Origin of the sequence: Hyunsoonleella ulvae (assembly GCF_016827605.1) — a bacterium.
GTDB lineage: Bacteria > Bacteroidota > Bacteroidia > Flavobacteriales > Flavobacteriaceae > Jejuia > Jejuia ulvae.
The window spans coordinates 106260-129153 of record NZ_JAEPJQ010000005.1; the positions used below are offsets into that span (position 1 = coordinate 106260).

The window sequence follows — 22894 nt, forward strand, 5'->3', positions numbered from 1 at the left end:
AAAGCAGATTTTGAAAATATCAAAAGAAGTAAAAACAGGCATTTTAGTCTTGTCTGGTATAGTATTATTTATTTTTGGATTCAATTACTTAAAGGGTAAAAATCTACTCGATTCTTCCAGAACGTTTTATACTGAATACAACAATGTGGAAGGTTTGGTAGTTTCTACACCAGTAACCATTAACGGGCTAGCTGTTGGTAAGGTTATGGATATAGAATTTAAAGGCGATGGGTCTGGCAAATTAAAAGTTACGCTTGTAGTAAATAGTGAATTTGATTTTTCCAAAAACAGTCGCGCAGAATTATACGAAACAGGTTTAATAGGAGGTAAGGCCATTGCAATAGTTCCAACTTTTGATGGGGCAGAAAATGCCAAAGATGGCGATGAACTTAAAGGAGGTATTAAAGCTGGCTTAAGTGAGCTAGTTAACCAAAGGCTAACACCATTACAGGAGAAGATAGAAAATATGATGTCTGAAGCTGATGCGCTTTTAGTAAACCTTAATGAGGTTTTTGATGATAAAACGAAGTCTAATTTGAGAAAAAGTATATCAGGTTTTAACCAATTAATGATTGATTTTAAAAATACATCAACGTCATTAAACATATTAATTTCCAAAGAAGATAGTAAGCTGAACAAGTCTCTTGATAATTTTGAAAACGTATCTTCAAATTTATCTAAAGTATCAGATTCTATAGCAAGTACAAATATAGCACAGACAGTGAATAACCTTGAGTCTACCTTAAAAAATGTAGATGCCATTCTGGCCGATTTAGAACAGGGGGAAGGCTCAATGGGGAAATTACTTAAAGATGAGTCGCTTTATAATAATATGAAAGGCGCTTCAAAAGAGTTAGAAGAATTATTGCGTGATGTAAAATTACACCCTAAACGTTATTTTAGAATCCTTTCCAAAAAGGAGATACCATATAAAGAAGAAACTAACTAAGCATGACTTATTTACCTAATATTCTTTTTGCGATTGCCTTAGTGCTAGGGGTTGGCTACTTTGTAAAAAACATAAAAAAGCTTATCCGCAACATTAAGCTGGGGCATGATGTAGATGCTTCAGATAACAAATCGCAACGCTGGAAAAATGTTATAAATATTGCCTTAGGACAAAGTAAAATGGTACGCCGTCCGGTATCAGGTATCTTACATCTTGTTGTTTATATAGGTTTTATAATCATTAATATAGAAGTGCTGGAAATCATTATAGATGGTATATTTGGTACACACCGTATTGGCTTAAAGATATTGCCAGAATCAGTTTATGGTTTTTTAATAGGAACTTTTGAGGTATTGGCATGTTTGGTGTTTGTATCAGTTATTATTTTCTGGATTAGAAGAAATGTTTTAAAATTAGCACGCTTTTGGAAAAGTGAAATGACCAGTTGGCCTAAAAACGATGGTAATTTTATTCTATATTTTGAAATGGTATTAATGACTCTATTTTTAGTTATGAATGCTACAGACCTAGAATTTCAAGCTTTAAATTCAGGGAATATAGTAAGCCAGCATATAGCACCTTGGTTTTCTGGTATATCTGAAGCAACACTTTATACTATTGAGAGAGCTGCTTGGTGGTTACACATTTTGGGTATTTTAGTGTTTCTTAATTACCTCTATTTCTCTAAGCATCTACATATTTTATTGGCATTCCCTAATGTATTCTATGGAAGCTTAAAACCAAAAGGCGCGTTTAATAATTTGGAAGCGGTTACAAATGAAGTCAAATTAATGATGGATCCGGATGCAGACCCATACGCTACTCCTGCTGAAGGTGATGAAGAGGAAGTGCCAGCCAAATTCGGAGCTAGTGATGTGATGGATTTAAATAGAGTCCAATTACTAAATGCATACACCTGTACAGAATGTGGGCGTTGTACATCGGCATGTCCAGCTAATTTAACAGGTAAAAAACTATCGCCACGTAAAATAATGATGGATACCCGCGATAGACTAGAAGAAGTAGGTAAAAACATCGACGCTAATAAAGGCGTGTTTAAAGATGACGGTAAGCAATTATTGGGCGATTACATTACATCAGAAGAACTTTGGGCATGTACAACCTGTAATGCCTGTGTAGAAGAATGCCCGGTAAGCATAAATCCTTTGTCTATCATTTTAGATATGAGACGTTACATGGTTATGGAGCAAAGTGCTGCACCAACCGAACTAAATAATATGATGTCTAACATCGAGAATAACGGAGCTCCTTGGCCATATAACCAAATGGATCGCCTAAATTGGAAAGATGAATAATTAGGGCGTTACCACGCTAAGGCGCGGTCGGGCTTTCGGCAGTCGCTCTCTGCGAGGAGCTTCAACAAATGCCTCAATCCCTAACGCAAATCCGTCGTCAAAATAAAAAGGCATATATAAATTTATTTATAGCTTAAAAACAAACACTATGAGCGAAACACTCAAAGTAAAAACAATGGCAGAGTTCATGACAGAAGGTAAGCAACCCGAAATATTATTTTGGGTAGGCTCAGCTGGTAGTTATGATGATCGTGCTAAAAAAATAACTAAGGCTTTTGTTAAAATTTTAAACGCTGCAAATGTAGATTTTGCTGTGTTAGGGCAGGAGGAAAGTAGTACAGGCGATATAGCAAAACGTGCAGGAAACGAGTTTTTATTTCAAATGCAAGCTGTTATGAATATTGAGCTATTAAATGGTTACGACATTAAAACAATAGTAACCTGCGATCCGCATTCCTATAACTGTATTAAAAATGAATACCCAAGTTTAGGAGGTAATTACGAAGTGTTTCATCATACGCAATATATTAAAGAACTGATTGCCTCTGGAAGGTTAAAAGTATCAGGAGACACCTATAAAGGTAAACGTATTACGTTTCATGATCCTTGTTATTTGGGACGTGCCAACAATGAGTATAATGCACCAAGAGACGTACTACAAAATACTAAAGCAAATTTAGTAGAGATGAAACGTCACAAGAGTACAGCTTTATGCTGTGGTGCTGGTGGTGCGCAAATGTTTAAAGAACCAGAAAAAGGAGATAAAGACATTAATGTTTTAAGAACCGAAGATGCCCTAGAAACCAAGCCAAATATTATCGCTACTGGTTGTCCGTATTGTAATACCATGATGACAGATGGCGTAAAAGCAAAAGAAAAAGAAACAGAAATTGAGGTATTAGATGTTGCAGAACTCATTGCCAATTCCTTTAATGATTAGTAGAAGAAAAAATGTTAGTAGATTTTAACTCATTACCAGAAGAATCTAGGGTTTGGATATACCAAGCCAACCGTTCATTCACACCAGAAGAGATTATAGAAATTGGACATAAATTAGATGTGTTTATAGAAAACTGGACTGCTCATGGTAGTAATTTACAAGCAGGATATTCTATTAAATATAAGCGTTTTATAATCATAGGATTAAACCAAAACTTAAATAACGCAACTGGGTGTTCTATAGATGCCTCAGTGCATTTTATTCAGCAATTAGAAAAGGACTATAAGGTTGATTTAATGGATAAAATGAATGTATCGTATAAGCAAGGGGAATTTATAGCTTACAAACCCTTGGCCGATTTTAAGAAAATGGCTAAACAACGTGCAGTTTCTAAAAACACTATTGTGTTTAATAATTTAGTTAACAATATTGCTGAATTTAAAGAAAACTGGGAAGTACCAGCTAGTGAAAGTTGGCATGCTAGGTTTTTGTAGTTTAAGAACACTTGTATTCATGTCTTTTAATCGCCTCTAGAGCTTGTTTGTTAACTTCATGCTCTAATTCTGTTTCATTGGGTTGATGTGCTATTTTGCATAAAATCTTATAGACTTTATCATCTAAAATTTTATTAGAAAAAATTCCAAAAACTCCAACACACCAATATTTCCAAATTTCATCATTTCCAGATAGAATTTGAATAATTTCAGGAGTAATATTTTCGGAAATCGTAACTAAATACTCTGCAATAGGATGGGCTACTGGCCAATTCATATCTTTTATCCATTCCAGAAGTTCTGGAACAATAGGTTTTATTTCTTGATATGAAAAATTAAATAGCTTTTCAGCGGTATCTATATCTAATTTATCTTTAGGAATTAAACTTTTAATGTCCATATACTAATTCTGTAAAACTTAAAGGCGGATTTTAAACCACTTTTTTTATCACACGTAATTTATGTGTATGTATATTTTTATCTACATTGTAAATTCCTGAATGGTCTAATCTATCCACTCTTACTTTGCCATGAGCGTGTATGATGTAGTTGTCTTTCATGATAATACCCACATGAATAATTTCCCCATCGGCATTATCAAAAAAAGCTAAATCTCCAGGTTCACTTTCTTCAATAAAACTTAAGGCCTCTCCTTGGGTAGCTTGTTGCGAAGCGTCCCTTAATAATTTATAGCCATTTAGTTTATAAACCATTTGCGTAAACCCAGAGCAATCTATACCAAAAGGTGTTTTACCTCCCCATAAGTAAGGACTGTTTAGGTAAAGGAAAGCCGTTTGTACAATGTTCTCTTTTTGGATAACACCTGTAGCAGTGTTGCCATCAAAAGTATGGTTTAATAGTGTTAACCCATTTAGCGTAGACCCTAATTGGATTGGGGATATTTGCTCATTTTCATCTTGAACAAATTCAACTAAATCCATAGAGAGTTTTAAGGGTTCTGAATTTAAATCATTGTAGTTGTCAACTTCAATATGTTGGTATTGTTTGTTATCAATCCAACCTTCGTACTTATCATAAGCCAATCGGATTTTACTCCAATTTTTCCGTTTTTCAAGTACTTTAAACCATTCGCCATACAATACCTGCGACACCAATTCGCTTTTATCAGATGCTTCAAATCGTAAGGGAACGATACTTAAATTACAAATTCCGTATTGCATTCGTTTAATTGCGTTCAATTACCATAGCAGAAGCACCACCACCGCCATTACATATAGCAGCGGCACCAACTTTGGCGTTATTTTGTTCTAAAACCTTTAGTAAAGTAATTAAAATCCTAACTCCAGAACAGCCTAATGGATGCCCTAGAGATACAGCTCCGCCGTTAACATTAACCTTGTTATTAGGTAATCCTAGAATTTTCATATTTGCTAAAGCCACTACGGAAAAAGCTTCATTGAATTCAAAATAGTCTACCTCTTCTTGGGTAATTCCAGCTTTAGCCAAGGCTTTGGGTAGTGCTTTAGCAGGGGCCGTTGTAAACCATTCAGGTTCGTGGGCAGCATCAGCGTAACTTCTAATAGTAGCTAAGATTTTTAACCCTAACGCTTCTGCTTTTGCTTTACTCATTAAAATCACAGCACCTGCACCATCGTTAATGGTAGAGGCATTTGCAGCGGTAACGGTACCATCTTTGGTGAAAGCAGGTCGTAAGCTAGGTATTTTATCTAATTTAACTTTTGTAAATTCTTCATCTGTATCAACAATTACAGGTTCGCCTCTGCGCTGTGGTACTTCTACAGGAACCACTTCATTCTTAAATTTTCCTGCTTCCCACGCAGCAGCTGATCTTTTGTATGACTCAATAGCATAATTATCCTGGTCCTCACGAGAAAACTCATATTTACTAGCACAAGCATCAGCACACACTCCCATAGCGTTTTGATCGTAAGCATCTACTAAACCGTCACGTTGCAAACCATCAATTAAAGTTGTTGGTCCAAATTTAGTTCCAGTTCTTGCATAAAGGTAATGTGGAATTAAACTCATATTTTCCATACCTCCAGCAACTACTATCTCAGCATCTCCTAAACCAATGGCTTGCGCACCATGCATTACAGCTTTCATTCCAGAAGCGCATACTTTATTTATGGTTGTACATGGCACTGTGTTTGGGATTTCCGCTCCTAGGGCAGCTTGTCTGGCAGGAGCCTGTCCGTTTCCTGCTTGCACTACATTGCCCATAAATACTTCATCAACCAATTCAGGCTTTAAGTTAATCTTATCCAATGCACCTTTGATGGCAATAGTGCCTAATTTTGTAGCTGGAACAGTTGATAAAGCACCTAAAAAACTACCAATAGGTGTTCTTGCTACAGATACTATAACAACTTCTGTACTCATAACTTTAGTTTAAAATTGATAAGGCGAAAATAATCAATTTTTGGTTCATAATATAGGGATTAATTGGATTATAAGATTCTCTATAACCCATAGAATTTATTACATTTGACAATATTATCTTCTACACATGAAAGACTTTATAAATAAGTTATATAGAAACCATTCTTTAATCTATAAAGTTTTATTGTTTATATGTACTACCTTTTTAATTGTGTATTTATTTCCCAAAAGTGGAAAGTTTAAATATAGTTTTGAAAAAGGGAAACCTTGGCAATCTGAAAACTTATTAGCCCCTTTTGATTTTGCCATAAAGAAATCTGAGGACGAAATAAATGCGGAGAGGAAATCTATAGAAACTAAATCTCCTTTGTATTTTGATGTTGATAACACTACAAAGATAAAAGTGTTTCAAGATTATGACGCATCGTTTCCTAATGTGTTTTCCGATTCGCTTACCACCACCACAAATCTTACTACCTTAAATACTTCGGGTAGACGTATTTTAAGTGAGTTATACAATTTTGGGATACTATCTGATAGTTACGCTTTTAAAGAAGATAGACTTGTAGAAATCATCAGCGGGAATGTAAAGCAGAAACATACTATTTATAGTAATTTAATTCAACAAGACAAGGTAAAATTGTTGATTGAAAAAAAACTCAATGCTATAGGGTTAGATCGTTACACACCTAAGTTCACATCATTGTTTTTTGATATTATAGAGCCAAATCTTACTTATAATAAATCATTTACAGAGAAAGCCCTTCAAGACGAATTAAATAAAATATCCTACACACGTGGTAGTGTAGAGCGTGGTACACTAATTATTTCCAAAGGTGAAGTGGTAGAAGGCGATAAGTTTCAAAAACTAAAATCATTACAATCAGAATACGAATCCCAAGTATGGAATGAAGCCAATTACAATTGGATTTTATTTGCTTACACGGTGTTGGTAGCCCTAGCATTGTTGATGTTGCTGTTGTTTTTAAGAAAATATAGACTGGAGGTTTTTGAAAACAATACTAAAGTTACTTTTATCTTTTTCAACATATTATTGATGGTTTTTATAACTACAATGGTTGTGAATTATAATTCAGAATATCTGTATGTGGTGCCACTATGTATGTTACCTCTGGTTTTAAAAGCTTTTTTTGATGCACGTTTGGGTATGTTTGCCCATGTAATTACAGTGTTACTATTGGGCTCCATAGTACCCAATAGTTATGAGTATATGTTTTTACAAATTCTTGCTGGTATAGTAACCATATTAACGGTTTCAGAACTATATAAACGAGCTAATCTGTTTATTTCAGTAGGGCAGATAACGTTAATTTACATTATTGCTTATTTTGCATTTTTTGTGATTCATGAGGGCAGTATTGAAACTATAAACTTAACAACATTTTTATTATTTATTCTTTGTGGACTTGCGACTCTGTTTGTACAGCCTTTAATTTATGCCTACGAAAAATTATTTGGATTAGTGTCTGATGTATCACTTCTAGAATTATCAGATACTAATACAAAGCTTTTAAAGGAATTATCAAACGTATCTCCTGGTACATTCCATCACTCTTTAAATGTTGCGAATTTAGCCGAAGCCTCTGCCAATGAAATTGGGGCAAACGCCATGTTGGTTAGGGTAGGAGCTCTGTATCACGATATAGGTAAAATGGTAAACCCAACGTATTTTACTGAAAATCAATCCACAGGAATTAATCCGCATGATGAATTGTCATCAAAAGAAAGTGCAAGAATAATAACAGACCATGTGATAAATGGAATTGAAATAGCTAAAAAATATAAGTTACCAGATAGGGTAATCGATTTTATAAGAACGCATCACGGTACAAGTGTTGTGTATTATTTTTATAGGAAAGCAAAGGAAATTGATGCTAACATTGATGCAGATTTATTCCGATACCCTGGACCTAAACCATTTAGTAAAGAAACTGCTATACTAATGATGTGCGATAGTGTAGAAGCAGCCTCCAAAAGTTTAAAAAATCCAACATCTACTAAAATTGATGAATTTGTAGAAAACATCATAAATAAACAGATTGACGAGGAGCAATTTTTGAATGCTAACATTACGTTTAAAGAAATTCAGTCTATAAAAAAAGTGCTAAAACACAAGCTAGCAAACATTTACCATTTGCGCATAGAATATCCAGAATAAAATTGTCAAAAATTAAATAAAATAGTTGCGTTCTTATAATGTTTAAATTACATTTGCATCCGCAATTTCGATTGCATAAGTTCTTTAGAGGATTTAGGAGAGGTGCCAGAGTGGTAATGGAGCAGATTGCTAATCTGTCAACGCGTAAGTGTTGCCCGGGTTCGAATCCCGGTCTCTCCGCAAAATTTTAAAGATAGCCTCGGGGTGTAGCGTAGCCCGGTTATCGCGCCGCGTTTGGGACGCGGAGGTCGCAGGTTCGAATCCTGCCACCCCGACTTTTTAACAAATCAATCAGTAATAAAAACTTGGTAATCGTATGATTATCAAGTTTTTGTCGTTTTAAGACAATTGTTTTATTTGAATTGATATGGTAAAGTACTATGCCAAGATTGAACATGAACGTTTTTATAAGGAAACGGACAAAAATATACAGGAGAACCAATCCTATGCCAATAACATATTGGAACTTAAAAAAGAGAGCTGGCAAATAGAACGGGGCGAGGAAAAAGGGAATGTTGATAGACTGAAACTGAGGATTGCCAAATTAGAAAGGGAAGCTCCGCATCAACAAAATTGTAAACGGCATGAAAAAGGAAGGGCATCAAACCCATATCCATATCATTGTCAGTAGAAGAGACATGAGCAATTCTTATAGTTTGTCCCCTGGTTCGAAATACAAGGCATCAGAAAAGACTTTTGACAAGAAATTTGGATATAACCGGAATTTTGTGGAGAATTACCGAGCAAAGAATATGTTTAAAAAAGACCCAAAGAAGTTCTTTGCTATCATGGCAGGACTTCCAACAACCGAAAAGCAGGTCACTTTTAGACTATTACATAAATCAGGAATTCACATTCCCAATATCCCTACCAATAGTCACAATTGGCATTCAAGGCGTTTATGAAGCTTAAAAGAGGGATTGAAAAGGGGATTGGTTCTGGTGCAATAGAAATATAACCCTAATTTTCTTTTTATTATACGATTTTAAATCTTTTAAGAAATCCTTTTGATCATGTATGGGACATGATTAAATTGCAGGTAAATTTCAAAAAAAATAAGATAAGGAATAACATACTTTATGACCCAAATCAGCAATATAAATATAATTTTCTTATTTGTTCTTCTGTGTTTTACAGGAAGCCTACAATCTCAGAATAAAAATATCGATAGCTTAAAAATAAAGTTGGTCAATCATAAAGCTAACGATTCCGCTCGAGCAGACTTATTATATAAATTGGCATTTTCCTTTTTTCGGACAAATATGGATTCTTCTGAAGTATATCTAGAGAGAGCCGAAAAGTTAAGCAATGATTTAAACTACATAAAAGGAAAGGCCAACGTGTATTACCTTAAAGGTATACAGGAAAACATAAAATCCAATTACGCTTTAAGTTTAGACTTTTTTAAAACGGCATTAAAGCATTACAAATCCATTCAAAATAAAAAAGGAATTGCAAACATTCACACAGCTTTTGGGATAACCCATTATGATCAATCTCAATACGAGAAAGCCATAGATGCCTATCAAAAAGCGAAAGAAATTTATACCGATTTGGGCGATAAAAGAGAGCTTGCCACCATTTTGATAAACACCGCCAACGCCTATTCCGAAATAGGAAATTTTGACGAGAGCATTATCAATTATAAAAACGCATTAAAACATAGTAGGGCTATCCATGATGAGGATGGAGTAGCATTTGTAAACCTTAACCTTGGTGCACTTTATACAAAACAAGGCAACTACCCATTAGCGATTGATAACTACAACAAGGCTTTAGACTATCATCAAAAATTAGGCAATACCCTATCTACAGCGAAAACACTTGGCAGTCTAGGTAGGATATACAATTCATTAAAAAAATACGACAAGGCGATAGCCTATTACCAACAATCTATAGATGTTGCTCCAAAAGGCCAAAGCAAGCAAAGAACAGCTGTGAACAACGGAAACCTAGGAGATATTTATGCTTCCAAAAAAGCGTATTCAAAAGCACTTGAGCATTACCAAAAATCGTTAGAAATAAGTCAGGAAATCAATGATTTGAAACAAGCAGCTATAAGCTTGGTCAATATTGGAAAGATACATTTGGAGTTGAATAAACCCATAATTGCCCGTAATAGTTTTATTGAAGTTAGGGACATCAGCCAACAGACCAATAATAAGGACATTTATTGTACAAGTCTTTTGGCCATTGCCCAGACGTATCTATATGATAAACAATACAAAAAGGCACTATCTCTTATTGAAAAAGGACAAAGAATTGCTAAAGAACTAGAATTGTTGGGAAACCAAAAAAAAGCACATGAGCTCCTCTATGTAGTTTACAAGAATACTGGACAGTTTAAAAAAGCATTGGAAAATTACGAACAATTCAAGGTAATGAGTGACAGTATCTTTAATAAAGAGAGCATTGAAAAAATCACCCAAATAGAATACGAATATAAGTATAAGACCCAGCTTGAGTCTGCAGAGAAAAGAGAATTGAAATTAACCAAAACAGTATTGGAAACATCTAAAGATTTAGAAAAATCCAAACGAAATTACTTGTGGGCAGTTATAGGTTTTCTATTAGTGACTATCATATCTAGTTCAGTTATTTTTTATCAAAAATTACGAAATGCGAAAGCCAAAACTCAAAATGTCATTGTAGAGCAAAAACTGTTGCGCTCTCAAATGACACCACATTTTATATTTAATTCCCTTTCGGTTTTACAAGGCATGATATTAAACAAAGAAGAAAAAAAATCCATTTCTTACCTGTCAAAATTTTCAAAATTGCTTTATATCGTCCTGGAAAACTCAAGAGATAAAACGGTTTTACTTTCACAAGAATTAAAAGCCGTCAAAAATTATTTGGCGCTTCAAAGTCTAGAAAATGAAAATTTTGAATATACCGTTTCGATAACCGATACCATAGATGAAAATTTATTTAAAATTCCTCCAATGCTTATTCAACCCTTTGTAGAAAACGCCATTGAACATGCGTTTGCAAATCGGCAAAAAAACAGAATCATTGCCATTAGGCTTACATTTCGAAACAAAAAATTGATTTGCACGGTAATCGATAACGGTATAGGTATCGATGCCTTGAAGAAGAACAAAAACCATGATAAAAACTCACTGTCCACAACCATAACTTCAGAACGATTAAAAATGTTATCCAAAGATTTTAAAATGAAAAGTTCAGTTACCGTTGAAGATAGAAAGAAATATAATGAACAAGGGACTTTGGTTACTTTAATCATTCCTTATATAATACACAACGTATAAGAAGGTGAAAACATTAATAATAGAAGACAAAGAGTACATCAGAAAAGGTTTATGCAATCTATTGCAGCTAATAGATGCCAAAGTAGAGGTGATTGGTAAATGCGAATCTGTAAAAGATGCCGTCGTAGTTGCCAATGCCTGTAAGCCAGACTTGGTTTTTTTAGATATTAACCTTACTGATGGAAGTGGGTTCGACTTTTTAGAACAAACGGAAAATTTATTGTTTAAAACCATCTTTATCACGGCTTATGAAAAGCATGCGTTGAGGGCTTTGAAAATAGGTGCGGTAGATTATATTTTAAAACCTGTTGATGTAGATGAGTTAAAGATGGCACTGAAAAAAGTTGCTCAATTGGTCATTCCCGAACAAAAACAGCAATTAGAGATTGCCAAACAGGTTTGGAGTAACGATACCACCAAACTCATTCTATCCCTCCAAGACAGCTTTCAGGTTATAGATTTAAATGAACTGCTGTTTTGTGGATCGGATAAAGGCTATACCACATTTCATTGTAGAGAAAATAAAAAATATGTGGTCTCAAAAACTTTAAAGGAATTTGAAGAACGGTTGGCCAAAGCCAATTTTATACGCACCCATCAATCGTTTATGGTCAACCTAAAATTTATAGACAAGTATGATAAATCTGGTATTGTCTATTTGAAAAATGGAAAAAAAATACCGGTCTCATCTCGAAAAAAAGAACATTTTTTGTCCACATTCTTGAACTGGGATAATTAGTTCTCATTAAAATTGATCTTTTATTACATTACGGATATACCATCAAGTAATGCACTTATTTATTGCTAGGCGGCGAAAATAGTTTACCTATTTTTTTTACCGGTAATCCCATATACTTTTATCATCAAAATAATGATAAAGTAATACTATGGAAAACATTAAACACAAGTTGGGTCAGGCAGGACTTGTACTTGGCGCAATGGGAATAATATCGATTCTACTCTCAATTTTCAATTACAACATCAGATTGCTCGCATGGGTTGATATCTGGGGCAGTTCCATGGGGTGGGTAATCCGAATTCTCTTGATACTCGGAGGAGGCGCTTTATACTACTTCTTTGGAAACAACGATGAGGAATAATAATCAAAGTAAATAACAATCATAACAGAAAAGATAATGAAAGCACCGAAATATGTGGCTGTACTACTAATGATAATAGCGCTGGCCTCTTGTGGGGGAGGTATAGGCAACCAACCTATCAATGCTGATGGCTTTGCGATTATAGAGAAAGAAATAGAAAACAAGTTTGGTAAGGATGCTTACTTCACTAAAATAACTGTAATGCACTATGAATCTATCGGGAACACGGTTTCATTGACGGTTGCAGAAGCACCGGAATCTTTAAAAATGGAAGAATGGAATTTTGTAAGAGGCTCTTGGAAACAAGAATCGGGCATCACCATTGAAATTCCAGAGGGCACAAAAGCCTCTGATTTTATGTTTCAGTTAAATGAACAGATTAACCTTTCAAGATTAGGTGGGTTGGTAGAAAAATCAACTGAACAGCTAACGGCGGAAAAAAATATCGAAAACCCAAGATTAGAAATGGCCTACGTGAATTTTCCTAGGAACGGGGATATTTCAAAAGCAGAATACATAGTTGTACTGAAACCAGAAAATGGAGGCACAAGTTTCACATTTTCCTATAAGTTGAACGGTGATTTTATAAATATGAGCTACTAAAGAATGAAAAAAGCAAACCATCTAATTTTAAAGACGGTTTACTTATCGCTAAAAGATGCCCATTGGTATTGCGTACTTCAACAAAACATTAGAGTTAAACTTCAATACTGGATTACGCTTTCTTTTTAAAAGTGTTATAAGCCAATCCGCCAATAAACCTAAATGAAATGAACAAGAACAACACCTACTTTCCATCAATACATGATAAAAAAACTGCTACTCGGCAAGATGAAAAATGGGATGAAGCAATAGCCCTGTTCAACAGTGGACAATATGATAGGGTTTTACCCACAATATTGGATTATGTTGGCAGTCATTTACAAAACAAAAAAAATGGCAATACTTATGAAATAGCCCATGGATCTGTAGTAATTACTATTACACAAACGGCAACGGAACTGTTGGTAAAATGTCCTTTCCTGAACATAGAAAATGCTAAAAAAGTACCTCTAATGCGCAGGTTGGCAGAAATACGCATGCATCCGCTTAACCTTACCAATGTGTCCTTGAAGGACAAGCTGGTCTATTTTTCATTCTCCTGTCCCATAAATTTATGTGAACCTTATAAAATTTACGGTGTGCTCAGGGAAATTTGCTACTACGCAGATAGCTACGATGATGAGTTCATAGAAAAGTTTGACGCTACACATCTTCAAGAACCAAAAACAATTCCTTTTTCCAATGAGCTAAAACAAGAGGCCTACTCCAATTATCAGAAAATTATAGAAGAAGGTATACAGCGTTTCAATTATTACATGGAAAATCGGCATGAAAACAATGCCTGGTATACGTTGAACATTACTTTAAAAAGAATAGAGTTTTACGCAGAGCCGCAAGGCTATTTACGTACCATAGTAGAAAAAGCCATAGATGGCATTTTTGACAGGAATACCCCTTTCCAGAATCGCCTGCTAAATGGGAAGGCTAGTTTGGAAAAGTTAAAAAGCTATTCAAACGATAAATTTTCAGAAGATTTATATCAAGTAGAGACATTTATACCCCACAAGTATAGTGGTAAGAAAGAAAATATTAGGGAAAATTGGGAAGATAGTTATACCGATGCACAAGAAATGATAGCCAATGCCAGATTTGAAGATGCGGCAAATTTGCTGCAATCCTGTTTTTATAGCCTGTTCTACTACAACTTAGTTGATGAAAACATTAGTAAGCCCATTACTGATGCTTTGGCCCAAGCCAATGGATTGGACTGGAACCAAGCTGCACCAATTCTATTAAAAGGAATGGAAGCCATTATGGAAGATAATCTTTTTGGTAACGATTATGGAATGGACCTATCACAAATCATGGGAGAACAAATGCAACAATCTATTGCGGCAATGCAGCAAATGATGGCCAACTACAAAACAAATTAAGCAATGAGTATCATAAACAACATAGAAAATTCAGTATATAGAATTAATACTGCCAATGGTTCCGGAACTGGGTTTTATAGCCTACATGACAACATTATTGTAACCAATTATCACGTGGTATCTGGTTGCTTAACGGTAAGTATAGAAGGGCAGGACAAGAACAGATATTTGGCCAAGGTCATATATATAAACCAAAGAAAGGACATTGCATTTTTGCAAGCAGAACACCTGCCAAAACCTGCCGTAACAATACTTACAGACCATGACAGTGAAACCACTTCTAGAGATAAAGTATTGGTGTTGGGGTATCCGTATGGTATGCCCTTTACGGTTACAGAAGGCATTGTATCCAATCCTAGACAGATTATTGATGGCAGCAACTTTATACAAACCGATGCTGCAATAAATCCAGGAAACAGTGGTGGCCCGGTAATCAATGAAAAAGGGGAATTGGTAGGTATTGTAACATCCAAATTCTCCGATGCAGACAATATGGGTTTTGCAATCCCTATGGAAACACTTCGTGAAGAACTGGAAATTATTGGAGAACTGTCTGGTGAGTTCACTATAGGTTGCCCAAGTTGCAATGGCTTAATTGAAGAAAAAACGGATTATTGTCCCAATTGCGGAAATGATATCGATGAAAAACTATTTGAAGAAAATCCGCTTTCAGATTTCAGTTTAAAAGTAGAAGAAGCCATTACCAAATTAGATTTAGATCCTGTTTTGGCTCGGTCTGGTAGGGAACGTTGGTATTTTCATCAAGGTAGTGCAGAAATACGAATGTTTGTGTATGATAACAATTATTTATTTGCCACCTCTCCACTAAACGATTTGCCGCGTAAAAATTTAGCTGAAGTGTACGAGTATATTTTGACCGCCGATACGGGAAAGCATAGATTGTCCATTTCCAACAATCAAATATTCCTTTCCTATCGCATACACATAAGCGATTTGTATTCAGAGAACAAGGAAGAATTTCTTGAAGAGATTGCCCAACTGGCCATGAAGGCTGATGATCTAGATGATATGTTCGTAAATGACTTTGGTGCAAAAATGACACATTATAGTAAATCTTGCTCTTAACTAAAATAATGAACCGACTAGTAATGACGAGTTTTTTATTGATGACTTTTTTTGGTAAAGCTCAAGAGAATCAGAACTCACTGGTCAATAAGACCTTTATAGCCAAAATAGGTTCAATATGTGAAGAAACCCCAGATAACAACCCTTGCGTAGGCGAGGAAATTTATCTTGTGCTACACTTTGGCAAAACGTTTGTTGATGTTGTAGAGCAACAAATTTCTTCTTGTGGAGAGGAAACAACCGATCTGATTGGAGAATTTACATGGAAATGGCAAAAGGGGAGTAGATCAGAAATAATGTTCAACCCTGAAGAGGTAATGCACACTCTTAGGGACAGCGTGGCACTTGAATTAAGCAAAGGACAACTCATTGGGAAAAAACCAAATAAAAATAAAAACATAAGTACATACCATTTTCGTGGAAGCGTAAACTAGAATCTTTGCATGCCAGGCTTTAATGTTTTTCAAACTTATTATATAAAAAATGAAACAGTTTTTAGTTTTAATGACCATTCTGGTGTCGGTAGTCTCTAAAGCACAAACATTATCAAGTTGGGATGAAATAAAGTTACATCGTTTTGGAACGGAAACCGTGTACAAGTCCATAAATAATAGACCCATTAATGGGCTTTATAAAATAGCATCGGCTAATGGTAGCTACTCAGAAATTTTTTTTAAAAAAGGAAAAATTCACGGGGTAAGGAAAAATTATAGTTCGGATGAACGCTTAATAAGCACCCAATCATATCTTAATGGAAAACGAGATGGGGAATGGACATATTATGACGAAGACGGAAAACCCAAAACCATCGAAAATTATAAGGAGGGACTAAAAACAGGGAAGTGGTGGAAAAAAGCCATGGTAAATAGTAGCTATTATACCAGTATATCATTTTATGAAAATAATATCCCCACAGGAAGGTGGATCGAAAAATGGAAGAATGGCACTCTAAAAGAGGAAAGAATTTTCAATGGCAAGGGCAGCTACACTCAAAAAAAATACCATGCCAACGGAAAGCTTTATGAACAAAAATCTTACAAAAACTTCAAATTGAACGGTAATCAGTTCTTGTATTCCAAAGCTGGGATTTTATTAAAAAAAGAATTGTTTGCACATAATGTTTTAGAAAAAAGAGAAAGCTTTTTCGATAACGGTAGACCTCGTGAAGTTTACAATTTTAAAAACGGAAAACTACATGGCACATGTATAGATTATAAAAGTTCTGGTGCAAAATCGTATGAAGGCATTTATGAAAACGGGTACAAATCCGGCGTTTTTAAAAAATATGTGGATAGCAATGGCTGGCTATACTATGAAACTTCATATGAGAACGACGTTGCCAACGGACCTCATAAAACTTATTACAGAAGTAAGTTGGTCGAGCAAGAAGGAAATTATTTAAATGGTTCTAAAAACGGAATTTGGAAATTTTACAACATAGCGGGAAAATTGATACGGGAGGTAGAATACGATATGGGAACAGAAATTATGCGAAGAGAATATAATCATTAAAAAAGCAAAAATTATGGGAATAGCGATAATAGCAGCAGTCATATTACTGGTTCTTATAGCGGGAATTGTAATCAATAACCAAATAGTTGCCAGAAAAAACCTAGTGGCACAAGCCTTTGGAAGCATTGAAATCTATCTAAAAAAACGATTTGACCTAATCCCTAATCTGGCAGCAACGCTCAATAAATACTTGGCCCATGAAAAAGATATCTTGCTAAAAGTTACAGAGCTTCGGAGTCAAATAGAAAAGGCAACCGAACCTAAAGAAAAAATACAGGCTTCCAATAAATTGACCAAAGTGATGAGTGGTCTGAACATTAATGTAGAGAACTACCCAGATTTAAAAGCCGACACACAATTTATAAACCTTCAGTTTGAACTGTCGGACATGGAAAACCAGATTTCTGCAGCCCGTAGAGCATTTAATGCTGCAGTTACAAGTTATAACAACAAAATACAAATGTTTCCGGCCAGTATAATTGCCGGTATGAGAAAAGATAAAGCGGAAACGCTGTTAGAAATCCCAAAAGCAGAACAAAAAGAAGTAAATATCAACCAACTACTAAACGCATAAAAAATAACAACTATGCAAATGTTACAAAATTTACCATGGTATGGCTATGCGATACTGGCATTAGGAGTTCTCTCCTACGTATTTAAATATTTTAAAATAGCAAAGGAAGGTCATGATGAAGCCGATTTAAAAAAGGCAAAATTTAAAGTATCCGAAGACAGTAGCTTGACCAAAGAACAACAGTTTGCCATTGCGCTCTACACTCCTCTGGCAGAGTGGTGGGGCGCCGACACGAATACCTTGACATTTCTTGACACAAAATCTGCAAATCGCTACTTAAAAAGATGGCATATAGATACCAAGGAGTCGTACTGGGATCTAACCGAGTATTTTATGAAAGATGGTAGGCGTTGGTACTATAACTTTATATATAATATGATGAACACATTACCCGAAGAAGATTGGGAAAAGATAATGAAAGATTATTTTGGTAATAATGAAAGAGCCTTCAACTATCTAAAAGTCTTAAAATCCAATAAAGCACTGAACGAACTCAAACAAAACGGGCTTTTAACTTTTGATAACGAAATGGATATAAGCATTGCCGGGTACGATGCAGCAATCTTGGTAGGGCATGCCAGAAAAGCCTATACCACAGGTATAATTACAGAAGAAGAAGCTTTTAAAGTTATCAAATTTGCAAGGGAACTTGCATTGAACCATTTCTCATCTTGGGAAGAATTTGGAAAAAGCTTCATCCTTGGCTTTGCGTTCGACCAGCAACACCGTGAACGTTCTTATAGAGAGGAAGTCTACCATCTCTACAAACAAGTCTCTGAACACCCAGAAAGTCCTTGGAATACCATTAGCTGGCCCAAAAGCTAAACCATGGAACGTTTAATAGAAAAGGCATATACTGAGGTAAGTAATGAGCTTTCTTTTATTTACAAAAAAAGAAAACGCACATTGTTCTTTCAAAAAATAATGTGGCTCATCACAGGCCTATATTTTGTATTAATGCTATTGAATATAGCAACCAATTATTTTCCAAATTCAGGAAATATTTTTCTAAGCTTTTTTGAACGGTTCAAGGCTACGCCCGAAAATCCTTATGCCAACATGTACCCAATTGTGGGTCTGGTGGTTTTATTATATGTAACTACGTATTTATTTGCGGGAGCATTTCAAAAATTCAAAATAAGGGAAACGCAAACCATGAACAAAATGGTAAAAATGCTATTCCCAAAAGTAAGCTTTGCCCAAAATACAACTGTTCCCACTAATGAAATTGGCCAAAGTAAACTCTTTGCCTGGGTTAAGACAAATGCAACAATGTACAGTTACGGTCAATTAAGAAGTTCAACAAATGGAAGTATTATCAACATTGCCGACATAGGTATCATTGAAGAAAACGTTTCGAACAAAACAAAGGGTACTTTAATGCATATTCCTATATTGAATATAGTTGTGATTCTGTACCAGTTTGTTCTTAAGAATATAGTTGCCAACAAATCGGCAGATAATGTCTATTATACCTTTAGGGGAATGTTTTGCTGGTTAAGGTTTAAGAAATCACTCAATGGGCATACAGTGATCTTAACAAATAACCAGAGTTCTAAATTAAATCGGTTTTTCAGTACCAACTTTAAGGAAGAACAAAAAATAAACTTGGAAGACCTTAGGTTTACCAATCAATTTGTAGTTTATGGTACAGATCAGGTAGAAGCGCGTTATGTCTTGTCTACAGCACTTATGGAGCGAATAGTTTCTTTAAAGGAAAAATTTGACAAACCCATGCTTTTATCTTTCCAGAACCGGCAAATGTATCTTGCTGTAAAAAATGAAAACGGTCTGTTTTCTTTCCCATCCGGAAAATTGGAAACAGTAAAAATCATAGAAGAACTTGCCAAAGATGTAAATACCGCTTTGCAAATAGCAACAGAATTAAAACTGAACTAAATCAGTATGTTTTCTTTAATAGAATTAAGATTGGAACTTAAAAAAGCATGAAACAAAAACGAAACTTTGTTTGTGGATATTTTGGTATAAGTTGTATATTCTCATAGCTTTTAAGGAAGAAAACAATAACAAAAGTTCTTATCAAATAATTTACTTATTCGGTTACCATGTTAATTAAAAAGACCATAACTTTTCGATTTATAAGGATATGAGTGGTGGTAATAACATTCTGCCACCCCGACTTAAAAAAAGCCTTGAACTTTGTTCAGGGCTTTTCTATTTTATGTTATGTCTCGTCCATAAGTGGTTTTTTTTCTGTCCCTTTTCGGATTCTATAAATGGTAAACAAAAAGCCTTTGTGATCACACAAAGGCTTTTTAGAACTAGTCAAAAATATATTTATAAATCAAATTAGCCTTGATATTGCTCCATCATTTCTTGAGACTGCCTCATAAGTTCATCCCAACCCACAGTAGAAATTCTGTATATAGTGAAGATTAAATATAAAACATTAATTATCAATATAACCAGTGCAATTGTTTTAGCAGTATTCATGCTTTTCACATTAGCAGGGTCAAAATTCTCAGGATTAAGTTGGGCAGACTTTAGTTTGCTTTGAGCTATAAAAAAGGCTATACCTGCTGGTATAAGTCCAAATCCACCAATACAGCAACATAATAAGCCAATAATTGCTAAAACATATACGATTGCCGGATTTAATTTTTGTTGTTCCATGTATTCAGGTTTTTAAGTTAAAATTTTTAGCGTGTAGTTACCTACAATAATAATTAAATTTAAAATAGCTAAAGCTGCTATTACTTTATTGGAAAATTTAAAAGGTTTAATGAAACTTATACTTACTACTACTAAGAAAGTTATTAAAGTAAATATAGCTGGATACATTTTAAAAGCCGCAACAAATTCTCCCTGCATTAAAAGTGCAAAACTTCGCTGTAAACCACACCCCATACATTCTATTCCTAAAAACTTTTTGCTTAGGCAAGGGAGCATGTATTCTTCAAGTTCACAAATTAATAACATTTGTAATATAATTTGTCCTAAATATAATGAAAATGAAAGGAATTAGAAACGAATAGAAACTATGTTTAAGGTATATTTTAATTACCCGAAATCACGACCTTAGCGTTAAGTGTCTGATTATCCGATAATTTAAGCGAAACAACATATACACCAGAACTTAATGATTTTGTAGATATTGTATGTTTACGCTTATTGGATACAGTGTTTTGTTTCAAAACTATTTTTCCTGAAATATCATATAGCTCTACTGCATTTATAAATTTGCGATTTGGATTGATAATTTCTAAATGATTTCGCTTTAAGTTTTCAAACACCTTGAAATCAGATATTTCAATTTTTTCTGTGTCTAGTGTGCTTTGTTTACTAAATGCTATTTCAAACCTATCATTATATACACCCTCTTCTAAAACCACACTAAAAGTATTATTACGTATATCAGTATAGGTGTCGTTTAATTTATCGTGAATGTAAACAGTGACATTTTCAGGAATAGCTTTGTTACTATGTATGGTAACTTCAAAAGGCATATTATCTTTATCTGCTTTTAAACCCATTGGAATTTTGGTGTCTTCACTATAATTAATGGATTTAATAATTAATTCTTTGTCTTCAGATAAAAGGTAAGCATCTCTTGTTAAACCTCCTTCATAATTTTTACCGTCAAAAAATCTATTGTAGGTATTATTATTGGGGGTGCCATCTCTAAATGCTATAACACTCTCTCTGTAAAACGTATTATCAATCTTAGTATGAATTCTTATTTCAGGAATTGTTATTGGGTTATTAATAATCTGCTGGTAATCTATACCGTTATGAGACATAGCTATTACCTGAGGCTTTTTATTTTCTTCATTTTTATCTTTTGATTGATTTTTTGCAAAAACAGAACCATTACCTCCTGTAGTAGAATCTTCTGCTAAATATAATCGCATGGCATTATTAAATACAGCAGTACCACCAGAAGGCGCTCCTCCATTATCTAAACTACTTACAATAAAACCTTGTCCAACAGCCGCATATCGCCTTGCGTTATTTGCGGTAAAATCCTGGGTAGTTCCAGCAGTAGTGCCATTTACGCTGCCATCTAAATTATAATTTTCAAAAGGAGCAGTGGCATAAGTACCATTATCAGATAAATTTGTAGGATCTCCTGGGGTATAAACACTATACCCACCTTCGTAATCCTGTATATTGTGAGAATTGATGTTTCTTTGTTCCCAAAAAAATGCTTCTCCATTTAATACATTTCTATTATTGGTACCAGTTGGAAAACCAGATCCATTGCCATCTGTTAAAAATAGTTTTAGATCTAATGCAGATGGGTAAGGATTACCTGTAAGTGTTTCTGCCTGAGTTGAAGGCCCAGAAAGCGGATCTAAATCCACTCCTGTAAATGTACAGTCAATCGAAATATCTCCAGTATTTGGTCTGCCCCTTAAATCCAAAACATTATTTACATTAGGACTGCCTTTTAATGTAAATCCATATCCAGAAGCAATATTTCCTGTGCTACTTTGATATACCCATCCGTTATATCCTCCAGCAGAAATCAAAGTATAAATCCAGCGTTGGGATAGTTGAGCCGCATTGCCGTTATAGGAATTTGTATACCCATAAGCACTAGACGCCACATTTGTTAAATCTGTATGGTCTGCTGGATCATGAATATTGGTACCGTCAAAATCAACATTTTCATTAGTAGTACCGTCTACACTTACGCCTACAGGTGAGCACCAAAAATTATATTCATAAATCCCAGTAGTCTGGTTTTGATAAATAGATAATTCGCCAGCATCAGAGTTTTTAGTATCTGTATTTTGTATTAATTGAGCATTACCCCTCATGTATATGTTAGAAGTAGCAGTTTCTAATCTAATATCATCATTAACAAAAAGTACAATATCCCTAGCATATAAATAGGAATTGTTATCTACATATAGGTCTTGGGCAAAACACTCGTTTATACTCAATAAAATAAAAGTAAACACTATTAGGTTGCTAAACCATACCTTGGCATTAGCAATACCATATTTCCTTAATACATTAACAATAAAGCCCATTGGTTTTTCGTGATTTTGAGTGCCAATATACAAAATTTTATCTTTTTAACGGCGTTATGTGTATTTTATCGATGTTTTGTTTGTTTTTCATAAGTTTAATAAGCAGATTATATCACTATTTAATGTAAATTT

The 22894-nt window shown here is 34.6% G+C and carries 24 protein-coding genes and 2 tRNA genes; 20 read left to right on the forward strand and 6 right to left on the reverse strand.

The window, feature by feature from the left end:
- The first annotated feature begins 10 nt into the window (after positions 1–10).
- The 4 genes from JS605_RS13325 (at position 11) to JS605_RS13340 (ending at position 3699) form a co-directional block, all read left to right on the forward strand.
- Positions 11–949 (forward strand): MlaD family protein, encoded by a 939-nt coding sequence (locus JS605_RS13325; RefSeq protein ID WP_203258216.1) that lies wholly within the window; start codon positions 11–13, stop codon positions 947–949.
- Between the two features lie 2 nt (positions 950–951).
- A complete protein-coding gene (locus JS605_RS13330) occupies positions 952–2265 on the forward strand; it encodes a (Fe-S)-binding protein (RefSeq protein ID WP_203258217.1) in 1314 nt (437 codons plus the stop codon).
- A 148-nt stretch (positions 2266–2413) separates the two neighbouring features.
- Complete coding sequence (locus JS605_RS13335) at positions 2414–3205, forward strand: (Fe-S)-binding protein (protein WP_203258218.1); 792 nt, start codon at positions 2414–2416, stop codon at positions 3203–3205.
- Positions 3206–3216: 11 nt separating this feature from the next.
- On the forward strand, positions 3217–3699 hold the full coding sequence (locus JS605_RS13340; RefSeq protein ID WP_203258219.1) for an ABC transporter ATPase: 483 nt from the start codon (positions 3217–3219) through the stop codon (positions 3697–3699).
- 1 nt (position 3700) lies between these two features.
- Here JS605_RS13340 and JS605_RS13345 read toward each other — a convergent pair whose 3' ends face one another.
- The 3 genes from JS605_RS13345 to JS605_RS13355 are packed head-to-tail and all read right to left on the reverse strand — an operon-like array spanning position 3701 to position 6063.
- Complete coding sequence (locus tag JS605_RS13345; protein ID WP_203258220.1) at positions 3701–4099, reverse strand: DUF5071 domain-containing protein; 399 nt, start codon at positions 4097–4099, stop codon at positions 3701–3703.
- A 31-nt stretch (positions 4100–4130) separates the two neighbouring features.
- Complete coding sequence (locus JS605_RS13350) at positions 4131–4880, reverse strand: C40 family peptidase (protein ID WP_203258221.1); 750 nt, start codon at positions 4878–4880, stop codon at positions 4131–4133.
- A gap of 4 nt (positions 4881–4884) precedes the next feature.
- Positions 4885–6063: an acetyl-CoA C-acyltransferase gene (locus JS605_RS13355; protein WP_203258222.1), complete on the reverse strand. Its 1179-nt coding sequence runs from the start codon at positions 6061–6063 to the stop codon at positions 4885–4887.
- Between the two features lie 127 nt (positions 6064–6190).
- Here JS605_RS13355 and JS605_RS13360 point away from each other — a divergent pair, with 127 nt between their 5' ends.
- The 16 genes from JS605_RS13360 (at position 6191) to JS605_RS13430 (ending at position 19661) form a co-directional block, all read left to right on the forward strand.
- On the forward strand, positions 6191–8242 hold the full coding sequence (locus JS605_RS13360; protein WP_203258223.1) for an HD family phosphohydrolase: 2052 nt from the start codon (positions 6191–6193) through the stop codon (positions 8240–8242).
- A 96-nt stretch (positions 8243–8338) separates the two neighbouring features.
- A tRNA-Ser gene (locus tag JS605_RS13365) sits at positions 8339–8422 on the forward strand.
- 20 nt (positions 8423–8442) lie between these two features.
- Positions 8443–8517 (forward strand) — tRNA-Pro (locus tag JS605_RS13370).
- A gap of 92 nt (positions 8518–8609) precedes the next feature.
- On the forward strand, positions 8610–8873 hold the full coding sequence (locus tag JS605_RS17750) for a hypothetical protein (RefSeq protein WP_394369024.1): 264 nt from the start codon (positions 8610–8612) through the stop codon (positions 8871–8873).
- Entirely contained in the window at positions 8827–9147 is a 321-nt protein-coding gene (locus JS605_RS13375; RefSeq protein ID WP_262896324.1) for a DUF5712 family protein, read from the forward strand. Before JS605_RS17750 ends, JS605_RS13375 begins: the two co-directional genes overlap by 47 nt.
- 357 nt (positions 9148–9504) lie before the next feature.
- Positions 9505–11514: a tetratricopeptide repeat-containing sensor histidine kinase gene (locus tag JS605_RS13380; protein ID WP_203258225.1), complete on the forward strand. Its 2010-nt coding sequence runs from the start codon at positions 9505–9507 to the stop codon at positions 11512–11514.
- Positions 11515–11518: 4 nt separating this feature from the next.
- Entirely contained in the window at positions 11519–12253 is a 735-nt protein-coding gene (locus JS605_RS17705; protein ID WP_203258226.1) for a LytR/AlgR family response regulator transcription factor, read from the forward strand.
- Positions 12254–12401: 148 nt separating this feature from the next.
- Positions 12402–12614 carry a hypothetical protein gene (locus JS605_RS13390; RefSeq protein WP_203258227.1) on the forward strand — a complete coding sequence of 71 codons (213 nt, stop codon included), beginning with the start codon at positions 12402–12404 and terminating at the stop codon, positions 12612–12614.
- A 36-nt stretch (positions 12615–12650) separates the two neighbouring features.
- Positions 12651–13217 (forward strand): hypothetical protein, encoded by a 567-nt coding sequence (locus JS605_RS13395; RefSeq protein ID WP_203258228.1) that lies wholly within the window; start codon positions 12651–12653, stop codon positions 13215–13217.
- A gap of 167 nt (positions 13218–13384) precedes the next feature.
- A complete protein-coding gene (locus tag JS605_RS13400) occupies positions 13385–14590 on the forward strand; it encodes a type III secretion system chaperone family protein (protein WP_203258229.1) in 1206 nt (401 codons plus the stop codon).
- A gap of 3 nt (positions 14591–14593) precedes the next feature.
- The gene (locus JS605_RS13405) at positions 14594–15676 is read left to right on the forward strand and encodes a trypsin-like peptidase domain-containing protein (RefSeq protein ID WP_203258230.1); all 1083 of its coding nucleotides are present in this window, start codon (positions 14594–14596) and stop codon (positions 15674–15676) included.
- A gap of 8 nt (positions 15677–15684) precedes the next feature.
- Positions 15685–16110, forward strand: a complete 426-nt coding sequence (locus JS605_RS13410) for a hypothetical protein (RefSeq protein WP_203258231.1) — start codon at positions 15685–15687, stop codon at positions 16108–16110.
- Between the two features lie 49 nt (positions 16111–16159).
- Complete coding sequence (locus JS605_RS13415; protein WP_203258232.1) at positions 16160–17188, forward strand: toxin-antitoxin system YwqK family antitoxin; 1029 nt, start codon at positions 16160–16162, stop codon at positions 17186–17188.
- 13 nt (positions 17189–17201) lie between these two features.
- Positions 17202–17762, forward strand: coding sequence for a LemA family protein (locus JS605_RS13420; RefSeq protein WP_203258233.1), 561 nt, complete (start codon positions 17202–17204; stop codon positions 17760–17762).
- 18 nt (positions 17763–17780) lie between these two features.
- Positions 17781–18587, forward strand: coding sequence for a DUF1266 domain-containing protein (locus JS605_RS13425; RefSeq protein ID WP_203258234.1), 807 nt, complete (start codon positions 17781–17783; stop codon positions 18585–18587).
- A 3-nt stretch (positions 18588–18590) separates the two neighbouring features.
- Positions 18591–19661, forward strand: coding sequence for a DUF3137 domain-containing protein (locus JS605_RS13430; protein ID WP_203258235.1), 1071 nt, complete (start codon positions 18591–18593; stop codon positions 19659–19661).
- Between the two features lie 411 nt (positions 19662–20072).
- On the opposite strand, the gene JS605_RS13435 is transcribed toward JS605_RS13430, so the two are convergent.
- The 3 genes from JS605_RS13435 to JS605_RS13445 form a co-directional block, all read right to left on the reverse strand.
- Positions 20073–20396: a CCC motif membrane protein gene (locus JS605_RS13435; RefSeq protein ID WP_203258236.1), complete on the reverse strand. Its 324-nt coding sequence runs from the start codon at positions 20394–20396 to the stop codon at positions 20073–20075.
- A 12-nt stretch (positions 20397–20408) separates the two neighbouring features.
- A complete protein-coding gene (locus tag JS605_RS13440) occupies positions 20409–20702 on the reverse strand; it encodes a DUF2752 domain-containing protein (protein WP_203258237.1) in 294 nt (97 codons plus the stop codon).
- 77 nt (positions 20703–20779) lie between these two features.
- Positions 20780–22762, reverse strand: coding sequence for a T9SS type A sorting domain-containing protein (locus tag JS605_RS13445; RefSeq protein ID WP_203258238.1), 1983 nt, complete (start codon positions 22760–22762; stop codon positions 20780–20782).
- Positions 22763–22894: the final 132 nt, after the last annotated feature.

Coding starts and splice junctions, on each gene's coding strand:
- JS605_RS13330 (WP_203258217.1), top strand. CDS start 952: ATGACTTATTTACCTAATATTCTTTTTGCGATTGCCTTAGTGCTAGGG.
- JS605_RS13335 (WP_203258218.1), top strand. CDS start 2,414: ATGAGCGAAACACTCAAAGTAAAAACAATGGCAGAGTTCATGACAGAA.
- JS605_RS13340 (WP_203258219.1), top strand. CDS start 3,217: ATGTTAGTAGATTTTAACTCATTACCAGAAGAATCTAGGGTTTGGATA.
- JS605_RS13345 (WP_203258220.1), bottom strand. CDS start 4,099: ATGGACATTAAAAGTTTAATTCCTAAAGATAAATTAGATATAGATACC.
- JS605_RS13350 (WP_203258221.1), bottom strand. CDS start 4,880: ATGCAATACGGAATTTGTAATTTAAGTATCGTTCCCTTACGATTTGAA.
- JS605_RS13355 (WP_203258222.1), bottom strand. CDS start 6,063: ATGAGTACAGAAGTTGTTATAGTATCTGTAGCAAGAACACCTATTGGT.
- JS605_RS13360 (WP_203258223.1), top strand. CDS start 6,191: ATGAAAGACTTTATAAATAAGTTATATAGAAACCATTCTTTAATCTAT.
- JS605_RS17750 (WP_394369024.1), top strand. CDS start 8,610: ATGGTAAAGTACTATGCCAAGATTGAACATGAACGTTTTTATAAGGAA.
- JS605_RS13375 (WP_262896324.1), top strand. CDS start 8,827: ATGAAAAAGGAAGGGCATCAAACCCATATCCATATCATTGTCAGTAGA.
- JS605_RS13380 (WP_203258225.1), top strand. CDS start 9,505: ATGGATTCTTCTGAAGTATATCTAGAGAGAGCCGAAAAGTTAAGCAAT.
- JS605_RS13390 (WP_203258227.1), top strand. CDS start 12,402: ATGGAAAACATTAAACACAAGTTGGGTCAGGCAGGACTTGTACTTGGC.
- JS605_RS13395 (WP_203258228.1), top strand. CDS start 12,651: ATGAAAGCACCGAAATATGTGGCTGTACTACTAATGATAATAGCGCTG.
- JS605_RS13400 (WP_203258229.1), top strand. CDS start 13,385: ATGAACAAGAACAACACCTACTTTCCATCAATACATGATAAAAAAACT.
- JS605_RS13405 (WP_203258230.1), top strand. CDS start 14,594: ATGAGTATCATAAACAACATAGAAAATTCAGTATATAGAATTAATACT.
- JS605_RS13410 (WP_203258231.1), top strand. CDS start 15,685: ATGAACCGACTAGTAATGACGAGTTTTTTATTGATGACTTTTTTTGGT.
- JS605_RS13415 (WP_203258232.1), top strand. CDS start 16,160: ATGAAACAGTTTTTAGTTTTAATGACCATTCTGGTGTCGGTAGTCTCT.
- JS605_RS13420 (WP_203258233.1), top strand. CDS start 17,202: ATGGGAATAGCGATAATAGCAGCAGTCATATTACTGGTTCTTATAGCG.
- JS605_RS13425 (WP_203258234.1), top strand. CDS start 17,781: ATGTTACAAAATTTACCATGGTATGGCTATGCGATACTGGCATTAGGA.
- JS605_RS13430 (WP_203258235.1), top strand. CDS start 18,591: ATGGAACGTTTAATAGAAAAGGCATATACTGAGGTAAGTAATGAGCTT.
- JS605_RS13435 (WP_203258236.1), bottom strand. CDS start 20,396: ATGGAACAACAAAAATTAAATCCGGCAATCGTATATGTTTTAGCAATT.
- JS605_RS13440 (WP_203258237.1), bottom strand. CDS start 20,702: ATGTTATTAATTTGTGAACTTGAAGAATACATGCTCCCTTGCCTAAGC.
- JS605_RS13445 (WP_203258238.1), bottom strand. CDS start 22,762: ATGGGCTTTATTGTTAATGTATTAAGGAAATATGGTATTGCTAATGCC.